11 protein-coding genes and 2 pseudogenes are annotated in these 23,839 nt (G+C 74.4%); 10 read left to right on the top strand and 3 right to left on the bottom strand.

The window, feature by feature from the left end; translation table 11 throughout:
- The first annotated feature begins 46 nt into the window (after positions 1-46).
- From ACH4U7_RS27395 to moeZ, 7 genes and pseudogenes are all read left to right on the top strand, one after another.
- Complete coding sequence (locus ACH4U7_RS27395) at positions 47-1,114, top strand: alpha/beta fold hydrolase (RefSeq protein WP_398530475.1); 1,068 nt, start codon at positions 47-49, stop codon at positions 1,112-1,114.
- A 616-nt stretch (positions 1,115-1,730) separates the two neighbouring features.
- Entirely contained in the window at positions 1,731-2,750 is a 1,020-nt protein-coding gene (locus ACH4U7_RS27390) for a DUF3152 domain-containing protein (RefSeq protein WP_398530474.1), read from the top strand.
- Positions 2,751-2,952: 202 nt separating this feature from the next.
- Positions 2,953-4,836: a DUF3492 domain-containing protein gene (locus ACH4U7_RS27385; protein ID WP_398530473.1), complete on the top strand. Its 1,884-nt coding sequence runs from the start codon at positions 2,953-2,955 to the stop codon at positions 4,834-4,836.
- Between the two features lie 821 nt (positions 4,837-5,657).
- Entirely contained in the window at positions 5,658-6,818 is a 1,161-nt protein-coding gene (locus ACH4U7_RS27380) for a hypothetical protein (protein WP_398530472.1), read from the top strand.
- Positions 6,819-6,863: 45 nt separating this feature from the next.
- Positions 6,864-7,628: pseudogene (locus tag ACH4U7_RS27375) on the top strand (NAD-dependent epimerase/dehydratase family protein); the annotation flags it as partial.
- A 78-nt stretch (positions 7,629-7,706) separates the two neighbouring features.
- Positions 7,707-7,847 (top strand): annotated as a pseudogene (locus ACH4U7_RS27370) (reductase); the annotation flags it as partial.
- A 168-nt stretch (positions 7,848-8,015) separates the two neighbouring features.
- On the top strand, positions 8,016-9,194 hold the full coding sequence (gene moeZ / locus ACH4U7_RS27365; RefSeq protein WP_089504958.1) for an adenylyltransferase/sulfurtransferase MoeZ: 1,179 nt from the start codon (positions 8,016-8,018) through the stop codon (positions 9,192-9,194).
- A gap of 83 nt (positions 9,195-9,277) precedes the next feature.
- On the opposite strand, the gene ACH4U7_RS27360 is transcribed toward moeZ, so the two are convergent.
- The 3 genes from ACH4U7_RS27360 to ACH4U7_RS27350 all read right to left on the bottom strand — a co-directional run bounded on the left by ACH4U7_RS27360 (position 9,278) and on the right by ACH4U7_RS27350 (position 15,457).
- Positions 9,278-10,873 (bottom strand): alpha/beta hydrolase, encoded by a 1,596-nt coding sequence (locus tag ACH4U7_RS27360; RefSeq protein WP_398530471.1) that lies wholly within the window; start codon positions 10,871-10,873, stop codon positions 9,278-9,280.
- 114 nt (positions 10,874-10,987) lie between these two features.
- On the bottom strand, positions 10,988-12,532 hold the full coding sequence (locus ACH4U7_RS27355; RefSeq protein WP_398530470.1) for an alpha/beta hydrolase: 1,545 nt from the start codon (positions 12,530-12,532) through the stop codon (positions 10,988-10,990).
- Positions 12,533-12,580: 48 nt separating this feature from the next.
- A complete protein-coding gene (locus ACH4U7_RS27350; protein ID WP_398530469.1) occupies positions 12,581-15,457 on the bottom strand; it encodes a YbhN family protein in 2,877 nt (958 codons plus the stop codon).
- 185 nt (positions 15,458-15,642) lie between these two features.
- Between ACH4U7_RS27350 and ACH4U7_RS27345 the strand changes: the two genes are divergently transcribed.
- The 3 genes from ACH4U7_RS27345 (at position 15,643) to ACH4U7_RS27335 (ending at position 23,831) form a co-directional block, all read left to right on the top strand.
- Positions 15,643-16,062 carry an MGMT family protein gene (locus ACH4U7_RS27345; RefSeq protein WP_398530468.1) on the top strand — a complete coding sequence of 140 codons (420 nt, stop codon included), beginning with the start codon at positions 15,643-15,645 and terminating at the stop codon, positions 16,060-16,062.
- Positions 16,063-16,218: 156 nt separating this feature from the next.
- On the top strand, positions 16,219-20,109 hold the full coding sequence (locus ACH4U7_RS27340; protein ID WP_398530467.1) for a UvrD-helicase domain-containing protein: 3,891 nt from the start codon (positions 16,219-16,221) through the stop codon (positions 20,107-20,109).
- Between the two features lie 110 nt (positions 20,110-20,219).
- Positions 20,220-23,831 carry a UvrD-helicase domain-containing protein gene (locus tag ACH4U7_RS27335; RefSeq protein ID WP_398530466.1) on the top strand — a complete coding sequence of 1,204 codons (3,612 nt, stop codon included), beginning with the start codon at positions 20,220-20,222 and terminating at the stop codon, positions 23,829-23,831.
- Positions 23,832-23,839: the final 8 nt, after the last annotated feature.

Genomic DNA, 23,839 nt, shown 5'->3' with positions numbered 1-23,839 from the left:
GGGCGAACACAGGGCTCCGAGTGTGATCGTCTCGTAACATTGCCGCATGTCTTCGACCGAGCAGCCGGTTCCCCGCATCGTCTCCGCGGTCCCGCCCGCCCGGCCCGTGCGCGTCGGAGCGGGGGAGCGGCTGCGTACGGTGCGCCTCTCCGGTCTCACCCTCACCGTACGGTCCCGCCCGCCGGTCCGGGACGGTCTGCCGCCCGCGCTTTATGTGCACGGGCTCGGCGGCTCCTCGCAGAACTGGTCCCTCCTGATGGAGCCGCTTGCCGAGCGAGTGGACGGAGAGGCCCTTGACCTGCCCGGCTTTGGTGACTCCCCGCCGCCGGACGACGGCGACTACTCGATACCGGGCCACGCCCGTGCCGTGATCCGCTATCTCGACGCGAGCGGGCGCGGACCCGTGCACCTGGTCGGCAATTCGCTGGGCGGCGCGGTCTCCACCCGCGTCGCCGCGCTGCGGCCGGACCTGGTGCGCACCCTCACTCTCGTCTCGCCCGCGCTGCCCGAGCTGCCCCCGCAAATGACAGCGGTTCCCACCGGCCTGCTCGCGATCCCCGGCGTCACCCGGCTGTTCACCCGGCTGACCCGGGACTGGGACGCGGAGCGGCGCACCCGCGAGGCGATGGCGCTCACCTATGGCAACCCGTCGCAGGTCAGCCCGGAGAACTTCGCGCTGGCGGTGCAGGAGTTCGAGCGGAAGCTCGCCCTCCCGTACTTCTGGGACGCGCTGACGCGCTCGGCGCGTGGCCTCGTCGATTCGTACACGCTCGGCGGCCAGCACTCGATGTGGCGGCAGGCCGAGCGGGTGCTGGCGCCGACGCTGCTGGTGTACGGGATGCGTGACCAGCTGGTGTCCTACCGAATGGCGCGGCGGGCCGGTGCGGCCTTCCGCGACTCGCGGCTGTTGACGCTGGTGGACGCGGGGCACGTGGCGATGATGGAGTATCCCGAGGCAGTGGCGCAGGGGATGCGTGAACTGCTCGACGACGTGACAGGCCGAGAAGGCAGAGCAGGCCGGGAGGGCCGGGAGGACGGCGGCCGCCGGGGCGACCCGGGGATGCGGACCGCCCCGGTACCCGGCACGGACGGGAGCGGTGCGGCGCGTGGGTAAACACAGCGCACGTGGCAGCCAGAGCCAGGAGGACCGCGACCGCCGGTCCGGGCAGGCGGGCCCAGGCTCCGCCCCCGGCGGCGGCCGTGGCCCCGGTGCCGGTCCCGGCTTTGTGGAGTACACGCCCTCCGGTCCGGCCGGAGGCCCGGGCACCGGCCGCAGGCGGCGGATGGTGCCGGGACCGGGGCCTGGGGCTGGCTCTGAGCCTGGTGTGGATCCTGGTGTGACGCCGCCGCAGGGTGTGCCGCCGATGCGTCCGCAGGGGCCCGGTGTGCCGCGGGCCAGGGGCGGGCACCCGGAGCACCGTGAGCCGGGCGGCGGTTGGGGCGCCGTGGGCGGTCCGGGCGCGCCGGGCGGTCGTATGGTCCCGGGCGGGCCCGGGGGGCCTGGTGGTCCGGCGGGTCCCGGCGGTTTCGGCGGACCGGGACGGCCTGGCGGCCAGCCGCGTCCCGGAGGTCAGGCCGGTTTTGGCGGTCCTGGCGGTCCGATGCGGCGCGGCGGTTTGAGCGGTGTGCCCGGCGGCCCTGGTGGTCCCGGTGGTCCGGGCGGTATGCCTGGCGGGGCGCGGGCAGCGCGGACCGCCGGCCCTGCGCCGGGCGCGACGGTGGGCGGCCTGATGCCAGGCCCGCGCAAGGAGTACGTCGACGCGTTCGACACCTCCGAAGCCCTCGACTGCGACGGCGAGGACGTCTTCGCCGCGGGCGCCCCGGGGGCGCCGCGCCGAGCCGGGGCAGACGGCGCCGATGGCACGGACGCCGACGCCGACGACGCTGAGGGCGAGCCTCAAGAGGCGGACGGCGCGGCCAAGGGCGGCAAAGGGCGGACGTTCACCGGTGTCGCCGCCGCGGCCGTGACCACCGTGCTGGCGGTCGTGGTCGCCGGGCAGGTGGCCAACGGGCCGCAGGACGGCGGCAACAGCGCGCGCGCCCAAGGCGGCTCGGAGCGCACCGAAGCCGCGGGCGACGACGACGGGAACGGCGACGGGAACGGCGAGCGGGCGGCGCGGTCCGCCCCGACCACCCCGGCCCCGAAGGCCACTTCGTACGCCGCGCTGATGACGCAGAAGTTCCCGCTGGACCCGAAGCTGAGCGGATCCGGGGCGTTCACGACGGTCCCCGGGCAGGACAAGGGGACCGGCCGGGGCCGGGTGTGGCGCTATCGCGTGGACGTGGAGAAGGGCCTGCCGCTGGACGGCGAACTGTTCGCGCAGGCCGTGCACAAGACGCTGAACGACGAACGCAGTTGGGGCCACGGCGGGACCAGCTCCTTCGACCGGGTCTCCTCCGGCCGGGCCGACTTCGTGATCACGCTGGCCAGCCCCGGCACCACCGCGAAGTGGTGTCTGAAATCCGGTCTGGACACCACCCAGGACAACGTCTCCTGCGACTCCGCCTCCACCGAGCGCGTCATGATCAACGCCTATCGGTGGGCGCAGGGCGCGAAGACCTTCGGCGACGACAAGATGCATGCCTACCGGCAGATGCTCATCAACCACGAGGTGGGCCACCGGCTCGGGCACAACCACGAGATCTGCTCCCGGCAGGGCGCGCTGGCGCCGGTGATGATGCAGCAGACCAAGTTCCTGACGACCGACGGGGCGACCTGTCGGCCGAACGCCTGGCCGTATCCCAGGTGACGGGCGGCCGCGGGTAGCCGGCGGCCGTACCCGCGTACGGAGCCCCACAACGCCTGAGGTCCGGGAAGGTCACGGGCGTTCACCCCTTCCGGTGGTGCGACGGACAACCGTCCGTCGCACCACCACCCTGCCCGCATAACGTGCTCCCGCTGCCGGACGGCGGCGCGACGGCTTGCCGACATGGGAGATCGGGGGTGCGCTCATGCGCGTGGGACTGCTCACGGAGGGTGGGTATCCGTACGCGGATGGTGAGGCGCGGCTGTGGTGCGACCGGCTGGTGCGGGGGCTGGCCCAGCACGAGTTCGAGGTCTACGCCCTCAGCCGGAGCGCCCGCCAGACGGCGGGGGGCTTCATGGAGCTGCCCGGCGCGGTGCGGCGGATCCGTACCGCACCGCTGTGGGGGGAGGCGGCGCGGGCGCCGCGCCGGGACCGGGGGAGGTACGGGCGGCGCGAGCGGCGGCGGTTCGCGGAGTGCTTCGGGGAGCTGGCGGCGGCGATCAGCGCGCCGGGCGGCCCCGGGAGCCCCGGCGCGCCCGCTGCCGCCGGGCCGGCCGGAACCGCGGGGGCCGCCGGGGCCGCCGGATCGCAGGCGGACCGTTTCGCCAGCGGCCTGTACGGGCTCGCCGAGCTGGCCCGGGAGCACGGCGGGCTGCCCGCCGCGCTGCGCTCCGAGACGGCCGTACGCGCCCTGGAGCGGGCCTGCCACACGCCCGGTGCGCTTCAGGGCGCGCACCGGGCGCGGGTGGCCGATCTGCTGACCGTGACCGGCGCGCTGGAGCGCGCGCTGCGCCCGCTGTCGCTCGACTGGTACGGCGACGGCGAGGGAGTCGGCGAGGGCCCTGGCGGCGAGGGCTCCTCCGGCGAGCCGGGCCTGTCCGGCGTGGACCTGTGCCATGCCTCCTCCGCGGGCCCGGCCGCCCTCCCGGGGCTGCTGGCCCGGCGTTTCTTCGGCACGCCCCTCCTGATCACCGAGTACGGCGTACGGCTGCGCGAGTACTACCTGGCGAGCGCGGCGGGTCCGGGCGGCGCGGTGCTCTCCGCCCCGGTGCGGACGCTGCTCGCCTCGTTCCAGGGCCGGCTGACCGCCGAGGCGTACGCCCGCGCGGCGCTGACCACCCCCGGCAACACCCATGCCCGTCGCTGGCAGGAGCGCTGCGGCGCCGACCCGGAGCGGCTGCGCACCGTCTACCCCGGCATGGACGCGAGCCGCTTCGCGGAGGTCGGCGAGCGCGGCGCGGGCGCGGGCGACGGTGCCGGGGCGCGGGGCGACGACGGCTGGACGCTGGTGTGGCTGGGGCGTCTCGAACCCGCCAAGGACGTCGTGGCCCTGCTGCACGCCTTCGCCCAGGTGCGGCGTGCGGTGCCGCGCGCGCGGCTGCGCCTCGTCGAGACCGGGCGCCCCGCCTCCGCCCCCGCCGCCGACAGCTACCCGGCCCACTGCCGCGCCCTCGCCGCCCACCTCTTCCCGGCCGAGGCCGCTGACAACCCGGTCTCCTTCGAACGCCTCGGCGACCCCGGGCTGCCGTCGGCGGCTGACGCGTACGCGGCGGGGAGCGTGGTGGTGCTGTCCAGCGTGGTCGAGGGCTTCCCGGTCGGGCTGGTGGAGGCGATGTTCTGCGGGCGCGCCACGGTGTCGACGGACGTCGGCGCCGTGTGCGAAGTCATCGGCGGCACGGGCCTGGTGGTCCCGCCGCGCAACCCGCGCGCGCTCGCGGACGCGTGCCTCGAACTCCTCGCCGACCCCGAGCGCCGCGAGCGCCTGGGCGCCGCGGCGCGCGCCCGCGCGCTGGAGCTCTTCACGGCCGAACAGAACGTGGCGGCGTTCCGCGGCATCTATCTGGAGCTCATGTCGCACTGCCCGGTGCGCCGCGGGGAGTACGGCCCGGACGGCGAACCGGTGCCCTTCGCCCGCCCGGCGGAGGCCCACATCCCCGGCCGCTGGGCGGGCGGCGACGGCCCGGCCCCCTCACCCGCCACCCACACCCCCACCTGGGCCACGGCGCGGCCCGGCCCTGAACCCGAACACGAACCGGAACCCCTGGCCGTGGGCCCGTACGCCCCCCAGCCGGAAGAGGCGCGCCCATGACCCGCCGCCCGGGCGCCGCGGGCCCGGAGGACGGTGACGACGCTGGGGCGGCTTCCGGCTCTGCCGGGTCTTCCGGAGGTGGGGTTGGCGACGGTGCACCGTCTGGCGCAGGCGAGCCGGGGGCCGCAGAGCCACCCGGAGGGCGGTCTGCGCGCCCTGCCTTTCTGGGGGGCGCCTTCCGGCCGTCCATCACCGACACCGACGGCGCGCCGCCCCCTGGCGGGCAGCGGGCGGTCGGCGAAATGCCCGCTGGGGGACCCGGCGCGCGGCGGGGGCGTTGGGCGGACGCCCCGCGGACTCCGCGAAGCCCTGGCGGTTGGGACACGCAGTCACGCGCGCTCGTGAGCGGGGCGCCCCAGCCGGAGGCGGGCGGGGCGCCGTGTGAAGGACTTGGGAGCGGCGGTCCCGCGTCGTCGGCCGGGCCGCAGGCGGCTGCCGCCTCCGGCTCCGTTCCGGCCGCCGGCCCGATCCCCAGCCCCAGCCCCAGCTGCGGCTCTGGCTCCGGCCAGCGCCCTCGGCGCGTCGATGACGCCCGACACGCCGAGGGCCGCGGCGACGGGATACCGGGCGGGGGCGAGGTCGCTGGTGGGGGCGGCGGGAGCGGACGCCTCCCGTCGTCGGCCGCACCGGAGGCGGCCGCAGCCTCCGGCGATGGCGCTCGGCCCGTCGGCAGCCGCGGCAAGGGAACGCCCTGCGGGGGCGAGGTCGCTGGTCGGGGTGGCGGGGGCGGGCGCTCTCCGTTGGCGGGGGCGCAGGAGGGGCCCGACGCCGCCGGCGCGGGACCCGTGGGGCGGGGGTCGGCCGATCCCGTGCGGGGGTTGATGCGGCGTCATCGCGAGCTGTGTGCGGGCGCCGTCGATCCGCTGGAGATCGCCGCCGGTCTCGAGGCTCATGGCGTGACGGACCGCACCGCCGCCCGGTTTCGGCATCGTGATGTCTTCTCGCTCGCCGAGGAGCTGTACGCGCGCGTCCCCCGCGACGACGAGGGCCCGGGCGCCCCGGCGGCCCCGCCGCCGCGGGGGCGGGTCGGCGGGCGGCTGGCTGTGGGGGCGCTGCATCTGGTGCCCGGGGCGCTGGGGGTGGCGACCGTCGTCGGGCTGGCCAGGGCGCGGGGCGGGGCGGTGGGGGAGCGGGTGGCTGCCGGGGTGGGTGGGGGCGCGTTGGTGATGGCCGCGTTGTGGCTGTGCCTGGCGCGCGGGCCGCTGAAGGTGCGGGGCGGCGGGTTGGCCGGGCGGCTGGCCGGGGTGCTGCGCGTCGGCTGGCTCATCGCGTACGCCCTGTGCGGCGACTGGCTGCTCCATGGGCTGCGGACCGGCGCGTGGCGGCCTTACGACGTCGCGCCCGCCGCCGAGGCTGCCGTAGTTCTCGCCCTCGCCGTCGCGCCCGCCGCGTGGTGCGCGCGCTGGTTCGCCCGGCGGGCGCGCCGGAGGCTGGTGGGCAGCCGTGGGCTCGCGGAGTTCGCGGCGGGGGTGCGGCCGCTGCTCGCGGGCACGGTGGCCCTGTTCCTCTGCGCCCTGTCACCCCTGGTGCTCGCGGTCCAGCTCGCCGTCCGGTTCGCGTTGCCGCTGCCCGGTCGCCCGCCCGGGGCCGTTCCGGCAGCCGTCGCGTCCGATGTGGTGGCCGTGTGCGTCCTGCTGTTCGTCGCCCGGCTGCTCGCCGTCCACGGCTTCCGCCGGGCCGCCGCCACCGGCACCGCCGCGGCCTGCGCGGCCGAGGCGGCGGTGCTGGGCGGGGCCGTGGTCGGCCGGCTGCCGGGCGGCGGGGCGTTCGCCGAGGCGGCGGCCAGGGCCTCGGCCGTCTGCGGACCTGCCGGCCTCCCGGCCGCGGTCTGCGGCGTCACGGCCCTCGCCCTGCTGGCGTACGCGTTCGCCGCGCTCTCCCGCGCCTCGGCCCACACCCCGGCCACCCCAGGCACCCCAGGCACCCCAGGTACCCCAGGCGCCCGTATCTCACCGCTTTCCATCACCACTAGGAGCACATGACATGAGCGACGACATGACCGACCCACAGCCCCTGGAGCGTGACCGATGAGAGTCCTGCTGCTCGGCTCCGGGGGATATCTCGGCCGCTACGTCGCCGAACACCTGCTCGCCGACCCCGCCGTCCAGCTCACCGCGCTCGGCCGCGGCGACGACGCCGATGTGCGGTTCGACCTGTCCACCGGCAGCCCCGGCGCGCTGACCCGCTTTCTGAACGCCGTCCACCCCGGAGTGGTGATCAACTGCGCGGGCGCGACCCGTGGCGGGGCGCGCGAGCTGACCCGGCACAACACCGTGGCCGTGGCGACGATCTGCGAGTCGCTGCGGCGCAGCGGCTGCGGCGCCAGGCTGGTCCAGGTCGGCTGTTCCTCGGAGTACGGGCCGTCCCAGCCCGGCTCGTCGACGGCGGAGGACGCGGTGCCGCGCCCCGGCGGTCCGTACGGGGTGAGCAAGCTGGCCGCGACCGAGCTGGTGCTGGGGTCGGGCCTGGACGCGGTGGTGCTGCGGGTCTTCTCGCCGGTCGGGCCCGGCACCCCGGCCGGGTCGCCGCTGGGCCGGCTGGCCGAGGCGATGCGCCGGGCCATGCAGGCCGGGGACGGTGAGCTGAAGTTGAGCGGCCTCGGGGTGCAGCGCGACTTCGTGGACGTACGGGACGTGGCGCGGGCGGTGCACGCGGCCTCGCTCTCGGCCGCGCAGGGGGTCGTCAACATCGGCAGCGGTCGGGCCGTCCGGCTGCGCGACGCGGCGGCCGTGCTCGCCCGGGTGGCGGGCTACGGCGGCACGCTGCACGAGATCGACGGCCCGCCGGGGCGCGGGCCGCTGCACCACGCCGCCCCGGGCGGCCTGGGTGGTCCGGCCGGGGCCCAGATCGAGCATGTGGGCGGCGGGGCGGGCTATCCGTACCCGGACGGCTGCGGCAGCTGGCAGCAGGCGGATGTGCGCACCGCGCGCGACCGGCTCGGCTGGCGCTCCAGGATCGTGCTGGAGGAGTCCCTGGCCGATATCTGGATGGAGGCGGCGTGCCGGATCTGAGGGCCGTCGGGAAGGCCGGGCCGACGGTCGGTGTGACGGTCGGCGGCGGGGTTGCCCGGGTGATGGGACGGATCCGTCTCGCGGACCGGACCACCCGTCTCGGAATGAGATGGGCCATGGCAGTGTTACCAGAAGAACAACCCTGCTCCCACCCACTACGGAGTCCCCGTGTCGCTGCCACCCCTGGTCGAGCCGGCCGCCGAGCTCACCGTCGACGAGGTCCGCAGGTACTCACGCCATCTGATCATCCCTGATGTGGGGATGGACGGGCAGAAGCGGCTGAAGAACGCCAAGGTGCTGTGTGTGGGCGCGGGCGGTCTCGGCTCGCCCGCGCTCATGTACCTCGCCGCGGCCGGTGTCGGCACCCTCGGCATCGTGGAGTTCGACGAGGTAGACGAGTCCAACCTGCAGCGCCAGATCATCCACAGCCAGGCGGACATCGGCCGCTCCAAGGCGGAGTCCGCGCGCGACTCGGTGCTCGGCATCAACCCGTATGTGAACGTTGTGCTGCACGAGGAGCGCCTCGAGGCCGACAACGTCATGGAGATCTTCTCCCAGTACGACCTGATCGTGGACGGCACGGACAACTTCGCCACCCGCTATCTGGTCAACGACGCGTGCGTGCTGCTGAACAAGCCGTACGTATGGGGGTCGATCTACCGCTTCGACGGCCAGGCGTCGGTCTTCTGGTCCGAGCACGGTCCCTGCTACCGCTGCCTGTACCCGGAGCCCCCGCCGCCCGGCATGGTCCCCTCCTGCGCCGAGGGAGGCGTGCTCGGCGTGCTGTGCGCCTCCATCGGCTCGATCCAGGTCACCGAGGCCATCAAGGTGCTCACCGGCACCGGTGAGCCGCTGGTCGGCCGTCTGATGATCTACGACGCCCTGGAGATGACCTACCGCCAGGTCAAGGTCCGCAAGGACCCCGACTGCGCGGTCTGCGGTGAGAACCCCACCGTCACCGAGCTGATCGACTACGAGGCCTTCTGCGGCGTCGTGTCGGAGGAGGCCCAGGAGGCGGCGGCCGGTTCGACGATCACTCCCAAGCAGCTCAAGGAGTGGATCGACGACGGTGAGAACATCGACATCATCGACGTCCGCGAGCCGAACGAGTACGAGATCGTCTCGATCCCCGGCGCCCGGCTGATCCCGAAGAACGAGTTCCTGATGGGCAACGCCCTGCAGGACCTTCCGCAGGACAAGAAGATCGTCTTGCATTGCAAGACGGGTGTCCGATCGGCGGAAGTCCTGGCCGTCCTGAAGTCCGCGGGCTTCTCCGACGCGGTCCATGTGGGCGGCGGCGTCATCGGCTGGGTCCACCAGATCGAGCCCGAGAAGCCCGTCTACTGACGCGGCCGTAAGAGGCGCCGTAGAGACGCCGAAGGGCCCCGCACCGAGGATCGGTGCGGGGCCCTTCGTGCGCGGGAAAAGGGTTATGAGCAGACCTTGCCGTCCGCCGGCACCTTCCCGTTCAGCAGGTAGTCGTCCACGACCGCCGTCGTGCACTTGCTGCCGCCGTTGTACGCGCCGTGGCCCTCACCCTTGTTGGTGAGCTCCACGCCGACGCCCTCGCCAAGACCCTTGGCCATCTTCCGCGCGCCCTCGTACGGCGTGGCCGGATCACCGGTGTTGCCGACGACCAGGATCGGCGCCGAGCCCGGGGCGCTGACCTCGGGGTGGTCGGTCTTGCCGGCCACCGGCCAGTCCATGCACGAGAGCATGCCCCAGGCCAGGAACTCGCCGAAGACCGGGGACGCCTTGCGGTACTCGGGCAGCTTCGCCTTCACATCGGCGACCGTGTAGCGCTGCTTGTCGTCCACGCAGTTGATCGCGACGTTGGCGGGCCCGATGTTGCTGTAGTGGCCGTTCTCGTCGCGGCCGGCCATGGAGTCCGCCATCAGGAGCAGTATGTTGCCCTGCTTGGCTTGCAGGGCCTCGGTCAGCCCCATCGTCAGGTACTGCCAGCTGTCCTTGCTGTACAGCGCGGCGGCGATGCCGCCCACGGCCTGGTCCTGGGTGAGCTCGCGGCCGCTCCTGGTGGGCAGCGGGTTCTTGTCGAGCCGCTTCAGCAGCGAGACGATCGTCTGCTCGGCCTTGTCGGGGTCGCTGCCGAGCGGGCAGGTCAGACCCTTGGTGGCGCAGTCCTTGAGGTAGTTGTCCAGGGCGAGCTGGAAGCCCTTCGCCTGGCCGAAGTTGCCCCGCTCGGGGTCCTCGGTCGGGTCGACGACGGCGTCGAAGACGGCGCGCCCCACGTTCTTGGGGTAGAGGTGGGCGTAGACGCCGCCCAGTTCGGTGCCGTACGAGATGCCGAAGTAGTGCAGCTTCTTGTCGCCGAGCACCTCCCGCATCAGGTCCATGTCGCGGGCGGCGCTGACGGTGTCCACGTGGGGGAGCACCTTGGCGGAGTTCTTCTGGCACGCGGCGACGTACTTCTTCTGGTCCGCCGTCGCCGCCGCGAGCTCGGTGGCGTCGTCCGGCGAGCCGTCCACGGCGTCGGACGCGTCGGCTTCCTTGTCGCTCAGGCACTTCACGGCCGCGCTCTCGCCGACCCCGCGCGGGTCGAAGCTGACCAGGTCGTAGCGGGCACGCAGCCGCTGGTAGTCCTTGCCGAAGCCGGGGAGGGTGGAGACGCCGGAGCCGCCGGGGCCGCCGAAGTTGAAGATGAGCGAGCCGATCCGCTTGTTCGGGTTGGTGGCTTCGGAACGGATCAGGGCGAGGTCGATCGTCTCGCCATCCGGTTTGGCGTAGTCCAGCGGAACGCGCATGGTCGAGCACTGCCATTCGCCGCCCGGGGCCTCGCCGGCGCCCTGGAGGGTGGTGGGCGCCGGGCAGGACTTCCAGCTGAGCTTCTGTTCGGTGAGAGAGCTGGGCAGGCCGGAGGCCGACGGCGCCTCTGACGCCTTGTCCTTGCCGCCCTTGCCCTTGTTGGAGCCGCCGTCGTCGTTGCAACCCGCGACGGCGGTGAGCGCGACCACGACGGCCGCGGAGACCAGTGCCCTGGCCCGTATGGTGCGTATGGAACTCGACATAGCCGAGGATCCTATGAGCACGGTATGACCTGGAAGGTTCAGGTCCCTTCTCAGTTCGGTCACAGATTACGGAACGTAAGGGTGCCTGCTCAACGCAGGCCCCACTGGACGCGTCTAGCCGCAGACCTTTCCGCTCGGCGGCACCTTGCCCCGCAGCAGATAGTCGTTGACCGTACGGCGCACACAGGCGTTGCCGCTGTCGTACGCGCCGTGCCCCTCGCCCCGGTACGTCAGCTCCACGCCGACGCCGGGGCCCAGCTCCTCCACCATCTTCCGGGCGCCCGCGTACGGGGTGGCCGGGTCACCGGTGTTGCCGACGACCAGGATCGGCGCGGCGCCCGGGGCGCTGACGTCCGGGGTGCGCCAGGCGCCGTGCACCGGCCAGCCGGTGCACTGGGTGAGGCTCCAGGCCAGGTACGGGCCGAAGACCGGGGACGCCTCGCGGAACTCGGGCAGCTTCGCCTTGATGTCGTCGACCGTGTAGCGCTGTTTGAAGTCGGCGCAGGAGACAGCGGTGAGGGAGGACTGCAGGGTGCTGTAGTTGCCGTCCGGGTTGCGGCCGTTCATGGCGTCGCCGAGGGCCAGCAGGATTTTGCCGTCGCCCTTTTGGACGTCCGCGATGCCCTGGGTGAGGTACTGCCAGAAGTCCTGCGAGTAGAGGGATTGCGCGATGCCCCCGTTGGCCAGGGACTCGGTCAGATTGCGGTTGCCGATGCCGGGCACCGGGCGCCGGTCGAGCCTCTTCTGCAGCGCGCGGATCTCCGTCTGTGTGGGGCAGCTGTAGCCGTTGCCAGTGGCGTCGCACGCCTTCATGTAGTCGTTGAGCGCCAGCTGAAAGCCCTTCGCCTGGCCGAGGGAGCCCTGCGCGGGGTCCTGTGCCGGGTCGACGACGCCGTCGAAGAGCGCGCGCCCCACCTTCTTGGGGAACAGGTGGGCGTAGACGCCGCCCAGTTCGGTGCCGTAGGAGACGCCGAAGTAGTGGAGCTTGTCGTCGCCCAGGACGCTGCGCATGAGATCCATGTCACGGGCGGCGTTGGCGGTGCCGACATACGGAAGCACTTTCCCGGAGTTCTTCTCACAGGCGGCGGCGTACCGCTTGACGCGGCTTACAAGGGACTTCACTTCCGCGGAGTCGTCCGGGGTCGAGTCGGCCGCGTAGAAGGCGTCGAGCTGCCTGTTCCCCAGGCATCTCACCCCGCTGCTGCGGCCGACCCCGCGCGGATCGAAGCTGACCAGGTCATAGCGGGTGCGCAGCTCCTTGTAGCCGCTCGCGAGGGCGGGCAGGGTGGAGACGCCGGAGCCGCCGGGGCCGCCGAAGTTGAAGATGAGCGAGCCGATCCGCTTGTTCGGCTGGGTGGCCTTGGCACGGATCAGGGCGATGCCGATGGTGTCCCCGTGCGGCTTGCCGTAGTCCAGCGGGACGTGGAGCGTCGCGCACTCCCACTGCTTGCCGGGGGCCTTGGTCGCCCCGTCCTCGCTGTCGTCGGGGGCGGGGCAGGTGGACCACTTCAGCTTCTGGTGAGCCGAGGTGTCCGGCCGTCCGCCACCGCTTCCCCCGCAGCCGACGGCGGCGGTCAGCAGCAGGGCGACGGCGGCCGACGCACCGGCGCGTACGGATCGGGACACGGCGGCTCTCCGGGAGTGGGGGCGTGCCGCCATCCTCGGGCCTGCGCGGGCCCGGCGCGCGCTGTGCGGGCGTACGGGTGACTACAGGGCCTCTTTGCGGGTGAGGTGGGTGAAGGCCAGCCAGCCCGGCAGCACCGGCAGCCAGAAGACCATCAGCCGGAACAGCAGCACCGCGGGCGCGGCCGTCTCGTACGGCAGCCCGGCCAGCGTCAGACCCGCGATCAGCGCCGCCTCGACGGCTCCGACGCCGCCCGGGGTGGGCGCGGCCGACCCCAGGGCGTTGCCCGCGAGGAAGACCACGGCGATGCTCGCGTAGCTCATGTCGCCGCCGAACGCCCGGATCGAGGCATCGAGGCACAGCACGTTGGCCGCCGTCAGCAGCAGCATCCCGCCGATGCCGGTGAGCAGCTTCTTGGGCCGCTGCAGCACGTCCAGCATCCGCGGGACGACGCCCGCGAACAGGGACCGCACCCGCGTGGACACGAACTTCCGCAGCACCGGGATCGCGGCCACCACGAGCGCGAGCACCGCGGCCGTCAGCAGCCCGGCGATCACCGTGCGGGACGGCGAGAGGGTCGGGGTGCGCTCGGTCCCGGTGATATAGCCGAAGGTCAGCAGCAGCAGGATATGGCTGGCGAGGCCGAACAGCTGGGACGCGCCGACGCTGGCCACCGCCAGCCCGGGGCGCACCCCCTGGCGCTGCAGGAAGCGGGCGTTGAGCGCGACCCCGCCGACCGCGGCGGGCGCCACCAGCTTCACGAACGACGCGGCGACCTGCGCCAGCACGGTGCGCCCGAACGGCACCTTCTCCGGTACGAACCCCAGCAGGCTCAGCGCCGCCGCGACGTACGTCAGCGCCGAGAACAGCAGCGCGGCCACCACCCAGATCCAGTTGGCCTCGCCGACCACCGTGCCCAGCTGGATGTGGGTGAACTGGGACAGCAGGAAGTACGCGGCGAAGGCGCCCGCGCAGAAGCTGACCAGCGTGCGCGGCTTGATGCGCTCCAGCCGCACCGGCTCTATCGGCGCCTGCGGCCTGATCAGCAGCACCTGCTGACGGATCTGGGAGAGCAGGTCCTCCTCCCGGGCCCCCTCCAAAGCCTCGTCGATCGCCCGCTTCTCCGCCTGTTTCTCGGCCTTGAGCACCTTGCGGTCGACCGCGGCCGCAGCCGCTGTCGGCCGATGCCTGGACTTCTCCGCGGTCTCGTCCGCGGCCTCGGCCCGCTCCGCCGCCTCCCCGGCTTCCTCGGCCTCTTTGGCGGCCTTGGCCTCCCGGGCTTCCTTGGCGGCGCGCGAGGCCTCCAGGACGGCTTCCCGCTGCCGCTGCGCGCGCTCGCGCGCCAGCTGGCGCAGCGTCGCGCGGGTGCTGCGGTTGAGGGCGAGCGGCTGGAGCAGCGGGAGGCTGTCGGCGACCGCGTCGGGGCCGAGGACCCGGGCCGCGGCGGCGACGGACCGCTCCGCGCCGACCCGCAGCCCGAGCGTGGTGAGCAGCTGCGCCACATCCATCCGCAGCACCACGTCGCCGGCCGCGATCTCACCGCCGCGCAGATCGGTCAGCACGACCTTGCCGGAGCGGTCCACCAGCAGCGCGTCGCCGTCGAGGCGGCGGTGGGCGATACGCCGGGACTGCAGCGCCTGGACCTGCTGCCAGGCCTCGGCCAGCAGCTCGTCGGTGATCGCCTCGTCGGGCAGCGCGTTGAGCGGGCGGCCGCCGAGGTGTTCGTAGACCAGCATCACGGCGTCCGGGCCGAGCTCGGAGGTGGCGATCAGCTTCGGCGCGTTGGCGCCGGCCGCGATGGCCGCGTACGACAGCAGCGCCTCCTGTTCGAGGGCCTGGCGCAGCGACTGGAGGCTGCGCGGCGGGGTGATGGTGCGCAGCGTCAGCCGCTGCCAGACGCGGTAGAAGAACCCCTGGGCCTGCTGTTCGCGGTCCACGACGGTGACGTCCAGGGGCGGGCCGTCCTCGAGCGTGACCAGATAGCGGCGGCCGCGGTCGTTGTGGTTCCCGTGCTCGCCGTCCGCGGAGTCCTCGTACCGCAGCGCGCTGACCGGAGCGAAACCGACGCGGCGCAGCCCGGCGAGCAGATGCTGTCCGGTGGGCCGTACGTTCGGCGAGCCGACGGCGTACAGCGTGCCGTAGGCCACGGTCCAGCCGATCAGCACGGTGATGATGATCGAGAACGGTGTGGTGTAGCCGCCCACCAGCACCGCGAAGGCGTCGAGCAGCAGCACGAACCACATGGCCACCCGCCAGCGCGGGCGGCGGGCCATGCCGACGGCCGTCATATAGGCGATGACGGGCGCCAGATAGCCGTGTACGGGGTCGCTGAAGGTGCCGCCGGGCGCCGGCTGGGTGAGCGCCTCCCGGATCGATTCGGGGGCGCCACGGGCCACCCACAGGTCGGTGGCCAGGGACACGCCATGGGCGAGGACGGCGGCCAGCACGCCGTCGGCGATCCGCAGCCCGTCGCGTTTGATCAGCCGCTCGATGGCGAACGCCATCGGGAGCAGCAGCACCGCGACGCTGGCCGCCAGGCCCGCGAAGTCGATCAGCAGCGTCGGCGCCTGGTCGGCGCCTTGGCCGATGTCCTTCTCCAGACCGGCGGTGGTGCCGTGCGCGAAGGCCGCGATGGCCAGCACGGTGCCGATGCCCAGGATGCCGAGCAGCAGCCGCAGCAGGTCGAAGGGGCGGTGGACGCGGGCGGGGAGCAGCGGCTCGTCGCCGGAGACGCGGTCGACGTGCGGATGGGGGTCGTCGCAGTCGGGTGAAGCGGGAGAAGCGGGAGAACCGGAAGAACCGGAAGAAGCGGGGGAATCCGGGGTGGCGGGGGACGGATCCGGGGTGACGGCGGACGGCTCCGGCTCTTTGGCGCGGGGCAGCGCCTTGGGGGCGCGGGCCTCCCCTTCAGGAGGCTGCGCACCCTGCTGCTCGGCCGTCTCTTCTTGATCTCGTATCACCAGTCACCGCCCGGAAGATGGTGGCATGCCCGGGCTGGGGAGGTGGGCATCAGGGTGCATTTCGGGGGCGTGAAATTGGGATCGTACGTCGTGTATGGGCTCGGTGCACCCTTGGTGAGGGGATCGGGGGAGGGCCCTGTGGAGGGCCGGCGGGGCTGTCGGTGGGATGCGGCAGGATGTGCCGGATGAGCCGGATTCCCGATCACAGCGGTGAGCGCGCCGAGGGCGAGCGGACGGGGGCCGCGCATGAGCTGCCCGAGTACGCGGAGCGAGTGCTGGAGGTCGCCGAGCTGATTCCGCCCGGCCGGGTGATGACGTATGGCGATGTTGCCGAATGGCTGGGCGAGGGCGGCCCGCGGCAGGTGGGCCGCGTCATGGCGCTCTACGGGGGTGCCGTGCCCTGGTGGCGCGTGGTGCGCGCGGACGGCGTGCTGCTGTCCGGCCATGAGCTGCGGGCGCTGGACCACTACCGGGAGGAGGGCACGCCGCTGCGCGAGGCGGCGCGCTCGGCCGAGGGCCATTTGCCGCGGCTCGACCTGGCCCGGGCCCGCTGGGACGGCGAAGACGGCGGTGAGGGCGAGGCCGGTGGGGCCGGTGGGGACTGACGAGGGGCGGCACGCCCGCCGGTTCCCCGGCCGGCCGGAGCCATGCCTGAGCGCCGCGGCGCGCCCGCGGCCGTATCCACAGCCATTCGGGTGACGCCCGGCGTCACATGAGAGGCTGTGCCGCACCCAGCACACCCACCAGGACCGGCGATCCACGTGAGCTCCTCCTCCTCGTCCCTTCCGCGCCAGCGGCAGGCTCGACAGCCGTCCTCGCGGCAGCCGTCCCCGGGTACGTACCGGCTGGTCCGCACCCGGCCGGACCCGGTGGCTCCGCCTGCCCTGGACGCACGGCAGCGCGCCGTGGTCGACCACCCGGGCGGGCCGCTGCTGGTGCTCGCGGGTCCGGGCACGGGTAAGACGACGACACTCGTGGAGGCGGTGACCCAGCGGGTGCGGGGCGGTGCGGACCCCGAGCGGATCCTCGTGCTCACCTTCAGCCGCAAGGCGGCGGTCGAGCTGCGCGATCGGATGGCGGCGCGCCTGGGGGGCGCCCGCGGCCCGCAGGCCACGACCTTCCACTCATTCTGTTATGCCCTGGTCCGCGCACACCAGGACATGGACATTTTCGCCGATCCGGTGCGTTTGCTGTCGGGCCCCGAGCAGGACGTCGTCGTCCGTGACCTGCTGGCCGGGCAGACGGAGCTGGAGCGCGAGGGGCGCGCCGCGGTCCGCTGGCCGGACGAGCTGCGCGCCTGCCTGACCACCCGCGGCTTCGCCGACGAGGTGCGCGCGGTGCTCGCGCGCAGCCGGGAGCTGGGGCTCGACCCCCGCGCGCTGGGAGACTTCGCGGCGCGCCAGGGCCGGCCGGACTGGCGCGCGGCGGCGGCCTTCCTCGCGGAGTACCTGGACGTGCTGGACGCCCAGGGGGTGCTGGACTACGCGGAGCTGGTGCACCGGGCGGTGCTGCTCGCCGAGCAGTCCGACACGGCGGCGGAGCTGGCGGCGCGCTATGACGCCGTCTTCGTCGACGAGTACCAGGACACGGACGTGGCCCAGCTGCGGCTGCTGCGGGCGCTGGCGGGCGGCGGCAGGACACTGGTCGCCTTCGGCGACCCGGACCAGTCGATCTACGCCTTCCGCGGCGCCGACGTGGGCGGCATCCTCGAATTCCCGTACAGCTTCCCGCGCCGGGACGGCAGACCGGCGCCCGTCCAGGTCCTGACCACCTCCCGCCGCTCCGGCGCCGCGCTCCTCGCGGCCACCCGCCTGCTCACCCACCGGATGCCGCTCACCCGCCTCCCGGCGGACGCGGTGCGCGCCCACCGGGAGCTGTCGGCCGTCCGCGGCGGTGGGCGCGTCGAGGCGTACACCTACCCGACGGCGGGCTCCGAGCTCGACAACATCGCCGACATCCTGCGCCGCGCCCACCTGGAGGACGGCGTTCCATGGCGTGAGATGGCCGTGCTGGTGCGCGCGGGAGGCCGTTCGCTCCCCGGCGTGCGCCGCGCGCTGACCTCGGCGGGCGTGCCCGTGGAGGTCGACGGCGACGACATCCCCCTGCGCCATGAGCCCGCTGTGGCCCCCCTCCTGACCGCCCTGCGCGCCGCCGCGACGGCCGCGCTGCGAGACCCCACGGGCCGGGCCGCGCCCACGGCGGCCCCCGGCCAGGCGCCCGCCGAGCCCGCAGGGCTCGCCGAGGCGCCGGGCGCGGCTTCCCCGGCCCCGGGCGAGGCGCCGGCCGCCGCCTCCGCCGACGCCGCCCCGGCAGAAGCCGTGGGCGGGCGTGGCGAGGCCGCCGGTGCGGCCGGGGCCGCTGGACCCGCGCCTGCCGGGGAGGCCGGGTCCGGCACTGGCGCGGACGCGCGGCCCGCCGATGGGGGCCCGCGCGCTGGCGGCTTCGCGCCTGGCGACGCCGCGGTGGTTGACCTCGCCTCCTCGGAGGCCGCCCCGGCAGAAGCCGCAGGAGGCGTGCGCGCAGCCGTCGAGGGCGTGTCCGAGTCCGGCCCGTCGCCCGAGCCGACGGCTCGCGGTCGGGCGCCCGGCGAGCCCGCCGAGCCCGCCGAGCCCGCCGTGGCGCCGGGCGCGGCTTCCCTCGGCGAGGCCGAGGCCGCCGACGCGGGCGCGCCGCCGGTTGGGGAGCCGGGGGGCGAGCCCGCCGGGCCCGGCGCCGACGCGGGCGCGTCGCCGGTTGGGGGGCCGGGGGGGCGCCCAGGGGCCAACGCCGCCGGGCTCGACGTTGAGACCGCGCTGACGCTGCTCGCCTCGCCCCTCGGGGGCATGGACACTGCTGATCTGCGGCGGTTGGGGCGGGCGCTGCGGGAGGAGGAGCGGGCGGCGGGGCGGGCCGTGCCGCGCCCCTCCGACGTACTGCTCGCCGAAGCGCTCGCCGAGCCCGAGCGCCTGGTCGCGCACGACCCGGCGTACGCGCGCGGCGCGCAGCGCCTCGGCCTGCTGCTGCGCAAGGCGCGCGAACTGCTCGCGGGCGGCGGCACGGCGGAGCAGGCGCTGTGGGAGCTGTGGGATGGCACGTCCTGGCCGCAGCGGCTGGAGCGGGCCGCCCACCGCGGCGGGGCCGCCGGGCGTAACGCGGATCGCGACCTGGACGCGGTGTGCGCGCTGTTCGAGACCGCCGCGCGCGCGGAGGAGCGCGTGGGCGGCCGGGGGGCGCTCAACTTTCTCGACGAGATCGACGCGCAGGACATCGCGGCCGACACCCTCTCGCGCCGCATGGTCAGCCCCGACGCCGTACGGCTGATGACCGCGCACCGCTCCAAGGGGCTCGAGTGGCGGCTCGTCGTGGTGGCGGGGGTGCAGGAGGGGCTGTGGCCCGATCTGCGGCGCCGTGGCTCGCTGCTGGAGGCGGACCGGATCGGCCGGGACGGGCTGGCCGAGCCGCTGTCCCCGGGGGCGTTGCTGGCCGAGGAGCGGCGGCTGTTCTACGTCGCGGTGACGCGGGCCGAGGAGCGGCTTGTGGTCACCGCCGTCAAGGCCGCCGCGGACGACGGGGACCAGCCCTCCCGCTTCCTGGCCGAGCTGGGCGTCGAGCCGGTGGACGTCACCCAGCGCCCGCGCCGCCCGCTGTCGGTCGCGGCGCTGGTCGCCGAGTTGCGCGCCACGACCGTCGACCCGGCGGCCTCCGACGACCTGCGGGACGCCGCCGCGCGCCGTCTGGCGCGGCTCGCGGCGCTGCGCGACGACGACGGCCAGCCGCTCGTCCCGGCGGCGCACCCGTACCGCTGGTGGGGCCTGTACGAGCCGACGCACAGCGCGGTCCCGCTGCGCGACCGCGACCGCCCCGTGGCGCTCTCCGGAAGCGCGCTCGACCAACTCGTCAACACCTGCTCGCTGCAGTGGTTCCTGGGGCGGGAGGTGAAGGCCGATACGCCGTCGACGGCCGCCCAGGGCTTCGGCAATGTCGTCCACGTCCTGGCCGACGAGGTGGCCTCGGGCCGTACCCCGGCCGATCTCGCGGTCCTTATGGAGCGGCTGGACTCCGTATGGGACGCCCTGTCCTTCGACGCGCCCTGGAAGTCGCGGCAGGAGAAGGAGCACGCACGAGCCGCGCTCGAACGCTTTCTGCGCTGGCATGTGATGGAGCGCGGCGGCCGCGCCCCGGTGGCCACCGAGCACGAATTCGACGTCACCTTGGAGGCGGACGCCTACCAGGTGCGGATCCGCGGCAGCATGGACCGGGTCGAGGCGGACGGGGAAGGCCGCGCCTATGTTGTCGACTTCAAGACCGGCAAGCAGTCGGTGACGCGGGACGCCGTCGCCCACCACCCCCAGCTGGCCGTGTACCAGCTCGCGGTGCGGGAGGGCGCGGTGGACGGCCTCTTCGCGGACGGCCACCCCGAGCCGGGCGGCGCGGAGCTCGTACAGCTGCGCCAGGGCGCCGCCCGCAAGGACGGCGGGGACGCCGTCCCCAAGGTGCAGGCGCAGGAGCCGCTGCAGCCGCCACAGGGAGAGTGGGTGGGCGAGCTGTTGGCCACGGCGGCCGGGCGCGTCCTCGACGAGCGCTTCTCCCCGAGCGTGGGCGAGCACTGCAACCGCTGTTCGTTCCGCGGGGCGTGCAGCGCGCGGGCGGAGGGGCGGCACGTCGTGGAGTGAGTGAGCGATGTGGCGTTCGCGACACCGGCCTCGTCTGAGGGCCGGTGGGGACCGGCGCCACGACCTCGGTGTTGACGGCGGTGTCAGCGGGCCCCGATAGCCTCACTGGAATGTCCGCCCGCATCACCGACCCCGAGCAGCTCAAGGAGCTCCTCGGCATTCCGTTCACCCCGGAGCAGATCGCGTGCATCACCGCGCCGCCCTCCCCGCAGGTGATCGTGGCCGGAGCGGGTTCGGGCAAGACCACGGTGATGGCGGCGCGGGTGGTGTGGCTGGTGGGCACCGGCCAGGTCGCCCCCGAGCAGGTGCTCGGCCTCACCTTCACCAACAAGGCGGCCGGGGAGCTGTCGGAGCGGGTACGGAAGGCCCTGGTCAAGGCGGGGGTCACGGACCCTGACCCGACACCGGTGCCGCCGCCGGCCGGAGCGGGGGCCGCGCAGGCCCCGGAGACCGCCGCGGGTGAGCCGAACATCTCCACGTACCACGCCTTCGCCGGGCAGCTGCTCAAGGAGCACGGCCTGCGCATCGGCCTTGAGCCGGGCGCCCGGCTGCTCGCCGACGCCACCCGCTTCCAGCTCGCCGCGCGCGTGCTGCGCACCGCCCCCGGGCCGTTCCCGGCGCTCATCCGCCCCTTCGCCGACCTGGTCACCGATCTGCTCGCGCTCGACGCCGAACTGGCCGAGCACCTGGTCCCCGTCGAGCGGCTGCGCGCGTACGACGGCGAGCTGCTGCACACCCTCGACGGGGTGAAACTGACCAACGCCGAGCTGCGCAAGGTGCCCGAGGCCGCCCACGCCCGCCTGGAACTCCTGGGCCTCGTCGAGGCGTACCGCGCGGACAAGCGCGGCCGCGATCTGCTCGACTTCGGCGACCAGATCGCGCTCTCCGCCACCTTGGCCCGCACCCGGCCGGAGGTCGGCCGGATTCTGCGCGAGCAGTTCGCGGTGGTCCTCCTGGACGAGTACCAGGACACCTCGGTCGCCCAGCGGCTGCTGCTCTCCGGCCTCTTCGGCGGCGGCACGGGCCATGCCGTCACCGCCGTCGGCGACCCCTGCCAGGCCATCTACGGCTGGCGCGGCGCCTCGGTGGCCAACCTCGACGACTTCCCCGAGCACTTTCCGCACGCCGACGGCAGCCCGGCGCGCCGCTTCGCGCTCAGCGAGAACCGGCGCAGCGGCGGCCGCCTCCTGGACCTCGCCAACGGGCTCGCCGCGCCCCTGCGCGCCATGCACGAGGGTGTCGAGGCGCTGCGTCCCGCCCCGGGGGCGGAGCGGGACGGTGTGGTGCGCTGCGCGCTGCTGCCCACCCACGCCGAGGAGCTGGCCTGGCTCGCCGACTCCATCGCCCATCTGGTGCGCACCGGCACCCCGCCCGGCGAGATCGCGGTGCTGTGCCGTACGGCCGGCGACTTCGCCCGGATCCAGGGCGTGCTGGTGGAGCGGGAGGTCCCGGTGGAGGTCGTCGGCCTCTCCGGGCTGCTGCACCTGCCGGAGGTCGCCGATCTGGTGGCCGTCTGCGAGGTGCTGCAGGACCCGGGCGCCAACGCCGCCCTGGTGCGGCTGCTGACCGGCCCGCGCTGGCGGATCGGCCCCCGTGACCTGGCGCTGCTCGGCCGCCGCGCCCGGGCCCTCGTACGGTACGAGGCGGCAGGGCCTGCGGCAGATGGGGCCGAGGACGAGGACCCTGACCGGCGCCTCGCCGAGGCCGTCGAGGGCGTCGATCCGGCCGAGATCGTCTCGCTCGCCGACGCCCTGGACACCTTCCTCACCCCCGACGGCCCGGACGACGGGCTGCCGTTCTCGGCCGAGGCCCGGGTCCGTTTCGCCCGCCTCGCCGCCGAACTGCGCGAGCTGCGCCGCTCGCTGGCCGACCCGCTCATGGACGTGCTCCACCGGGTGCTGGCCACCACCGGCCTGGAGGTCGAGCTGTCCGCCTCGCCCCAGGCCCTGGCCGCCCGCCGCCGGGAGACGCTCGGCAACTTCCTCGACGTCGCCGCGGGCTTCGCGGCCCTGGACGGCGAGGCCACACTGCTGGCGTTCCTCGGCTTCCTGCGTACGGCCGCGCAGTACGAGAAGGGGCTCGACAACTCCCTCCCCGGCGGGGAGAACACGGTCAAGGTGCTCACCGCGCACAAGTCCAAGGGTCTCGAGTGGGACGTGGTGGCGGTGCCGGGCCTTGTCGACAAGCAGTTCCCCAGCGACCAGGCCCGCGAGTCCTGGACGGCGAACGCGCGGGTCCTGCCGCACGCGCTGCGCGGCGACGCGGAGACGCTTCCGGACGTCGCCGCCTGGAACGCCAAGGGGCTGACTGCCTTCAAGGAGTCCATGAAGGCGCATCAGAGGACCGAGGAACTGCGGCTCGGCTATGTGACCTTCACCCGCCCCCGCTCCCTGCTGCTCGGCTCCGGCCACTGGTGGGGGCCCACGCAGAAGAAGCCGCGCGGCCCTTCGGCCTTTCTGGAGGCTCTGCGCGAGCACTGTGAGGCGGGCCACGGCGAGGTCGAGGCGTGGGCGCCGCCCCCGGAGGAGGACGAGGAGAATCCGGCCCTCAAGGCCGCGGCCGCCGACCGCGCCTGGCCGCTGCCCCTCGACCCGCAGGGCCTGGCCCGCCGCCGCCACGCCGCGGACGTGGTCCTCGCCCACCTGGACCGCCTCGCGGCGGCGGACAGCGAGCCGACGGCGGCGGACGGCCCGTCGGCACACGACACGCAGCACCCGTCGACGGGTGGGCCCCCGTCCGGCCCGCCCGAGGACGCGTACGACGGCGCGTACGACGATCCGTACGCGCCGGAGACGTACGCCGACGACGACCCGTACGCCGACGACATCGCGGAGCAAGAGCCCGAGCCCGAGCCCGAGGACAGCGACTTGTGGGCAGGCTGGCCCACCCCGGAGGAGAGGGCCGCCCCGGACGAGGGGGCCACCGCAGCGCCCGGCGGCAGCCTGCCGCCCGAGGAGGCGCGGCTGGTCGCCTCCTGGGACCGGGACCTGGACGCGCTCGCGGGCGAGCTGCGGCGGGCCCGCGCCACGGTGCGGGACGTGCCGATGCCGTACACGCTCAGCGCCTCGCAGCTGCTGCGCCTGGCCGCCGACCCCGACGGTTTCGCGCGGGAGCTGGCCCGCCCCATGCCGCGCCCGCCGCGCCCCGCCGCGCGCCGCGGCACCCGTTTCCACGCGTGGGTGGAGTCGCGCTTCGAGGCGCTGCCGCTTCCGTTCCTGGGCCCGGACGAACTGCCGGGCGGCGAGGACGACGAGCCGGAGATCGCGAACGAGCGGGACCTGGCCGAGCTCAAAGAGGCGTTCGCGCGCACCCCGTACGCGCATCGCACCCCCTATCGCGTCGAGGCGCCGTTCCAGCTGGCGCTGGCGGGCCGGACGATCCGGGGCCGGATCGACGCGGTGTACCGCGCGCCGCGGGCCGTGGGGGGCGGGCCGGGGGTGCGGTACGAGATCGTCGACTGGAAGACCGGCCGGTCGCAGAACGCCGACCCGCTCCAGCTGGCGGTCTACCGCCTGGCCTGGGCGGAGCAGCAGGGTCTGCCCCTGTCGGCGGTCTCCGCGGCGTTCGTCTACGTACGCGGCGGCGAGATCGTCCGCCCGGCGGCCCTGCCGGGCCGGGCGGAGCTGGAGCGCATCCTGCTCGGCGAGCCACAGGAGACGCATGAGCCCGCCGAGCCGCATGAACCCATGAGGCACCGCATGAACCCCACGATGAACACGTGACGGAGAAC

This window comes from Streptomyces sp. NPDC020845, assembly GCF_044334165.1.
Taxonomy (GTDB): domain Bacteria; phylum Actinomycetota; class Actinomycetes; order Streptomycetales; family Streptomycetaceae; genus Streptomyces.
This window is presented reverse-complemented; position numbering and strand designations above follow the sequence as displayed.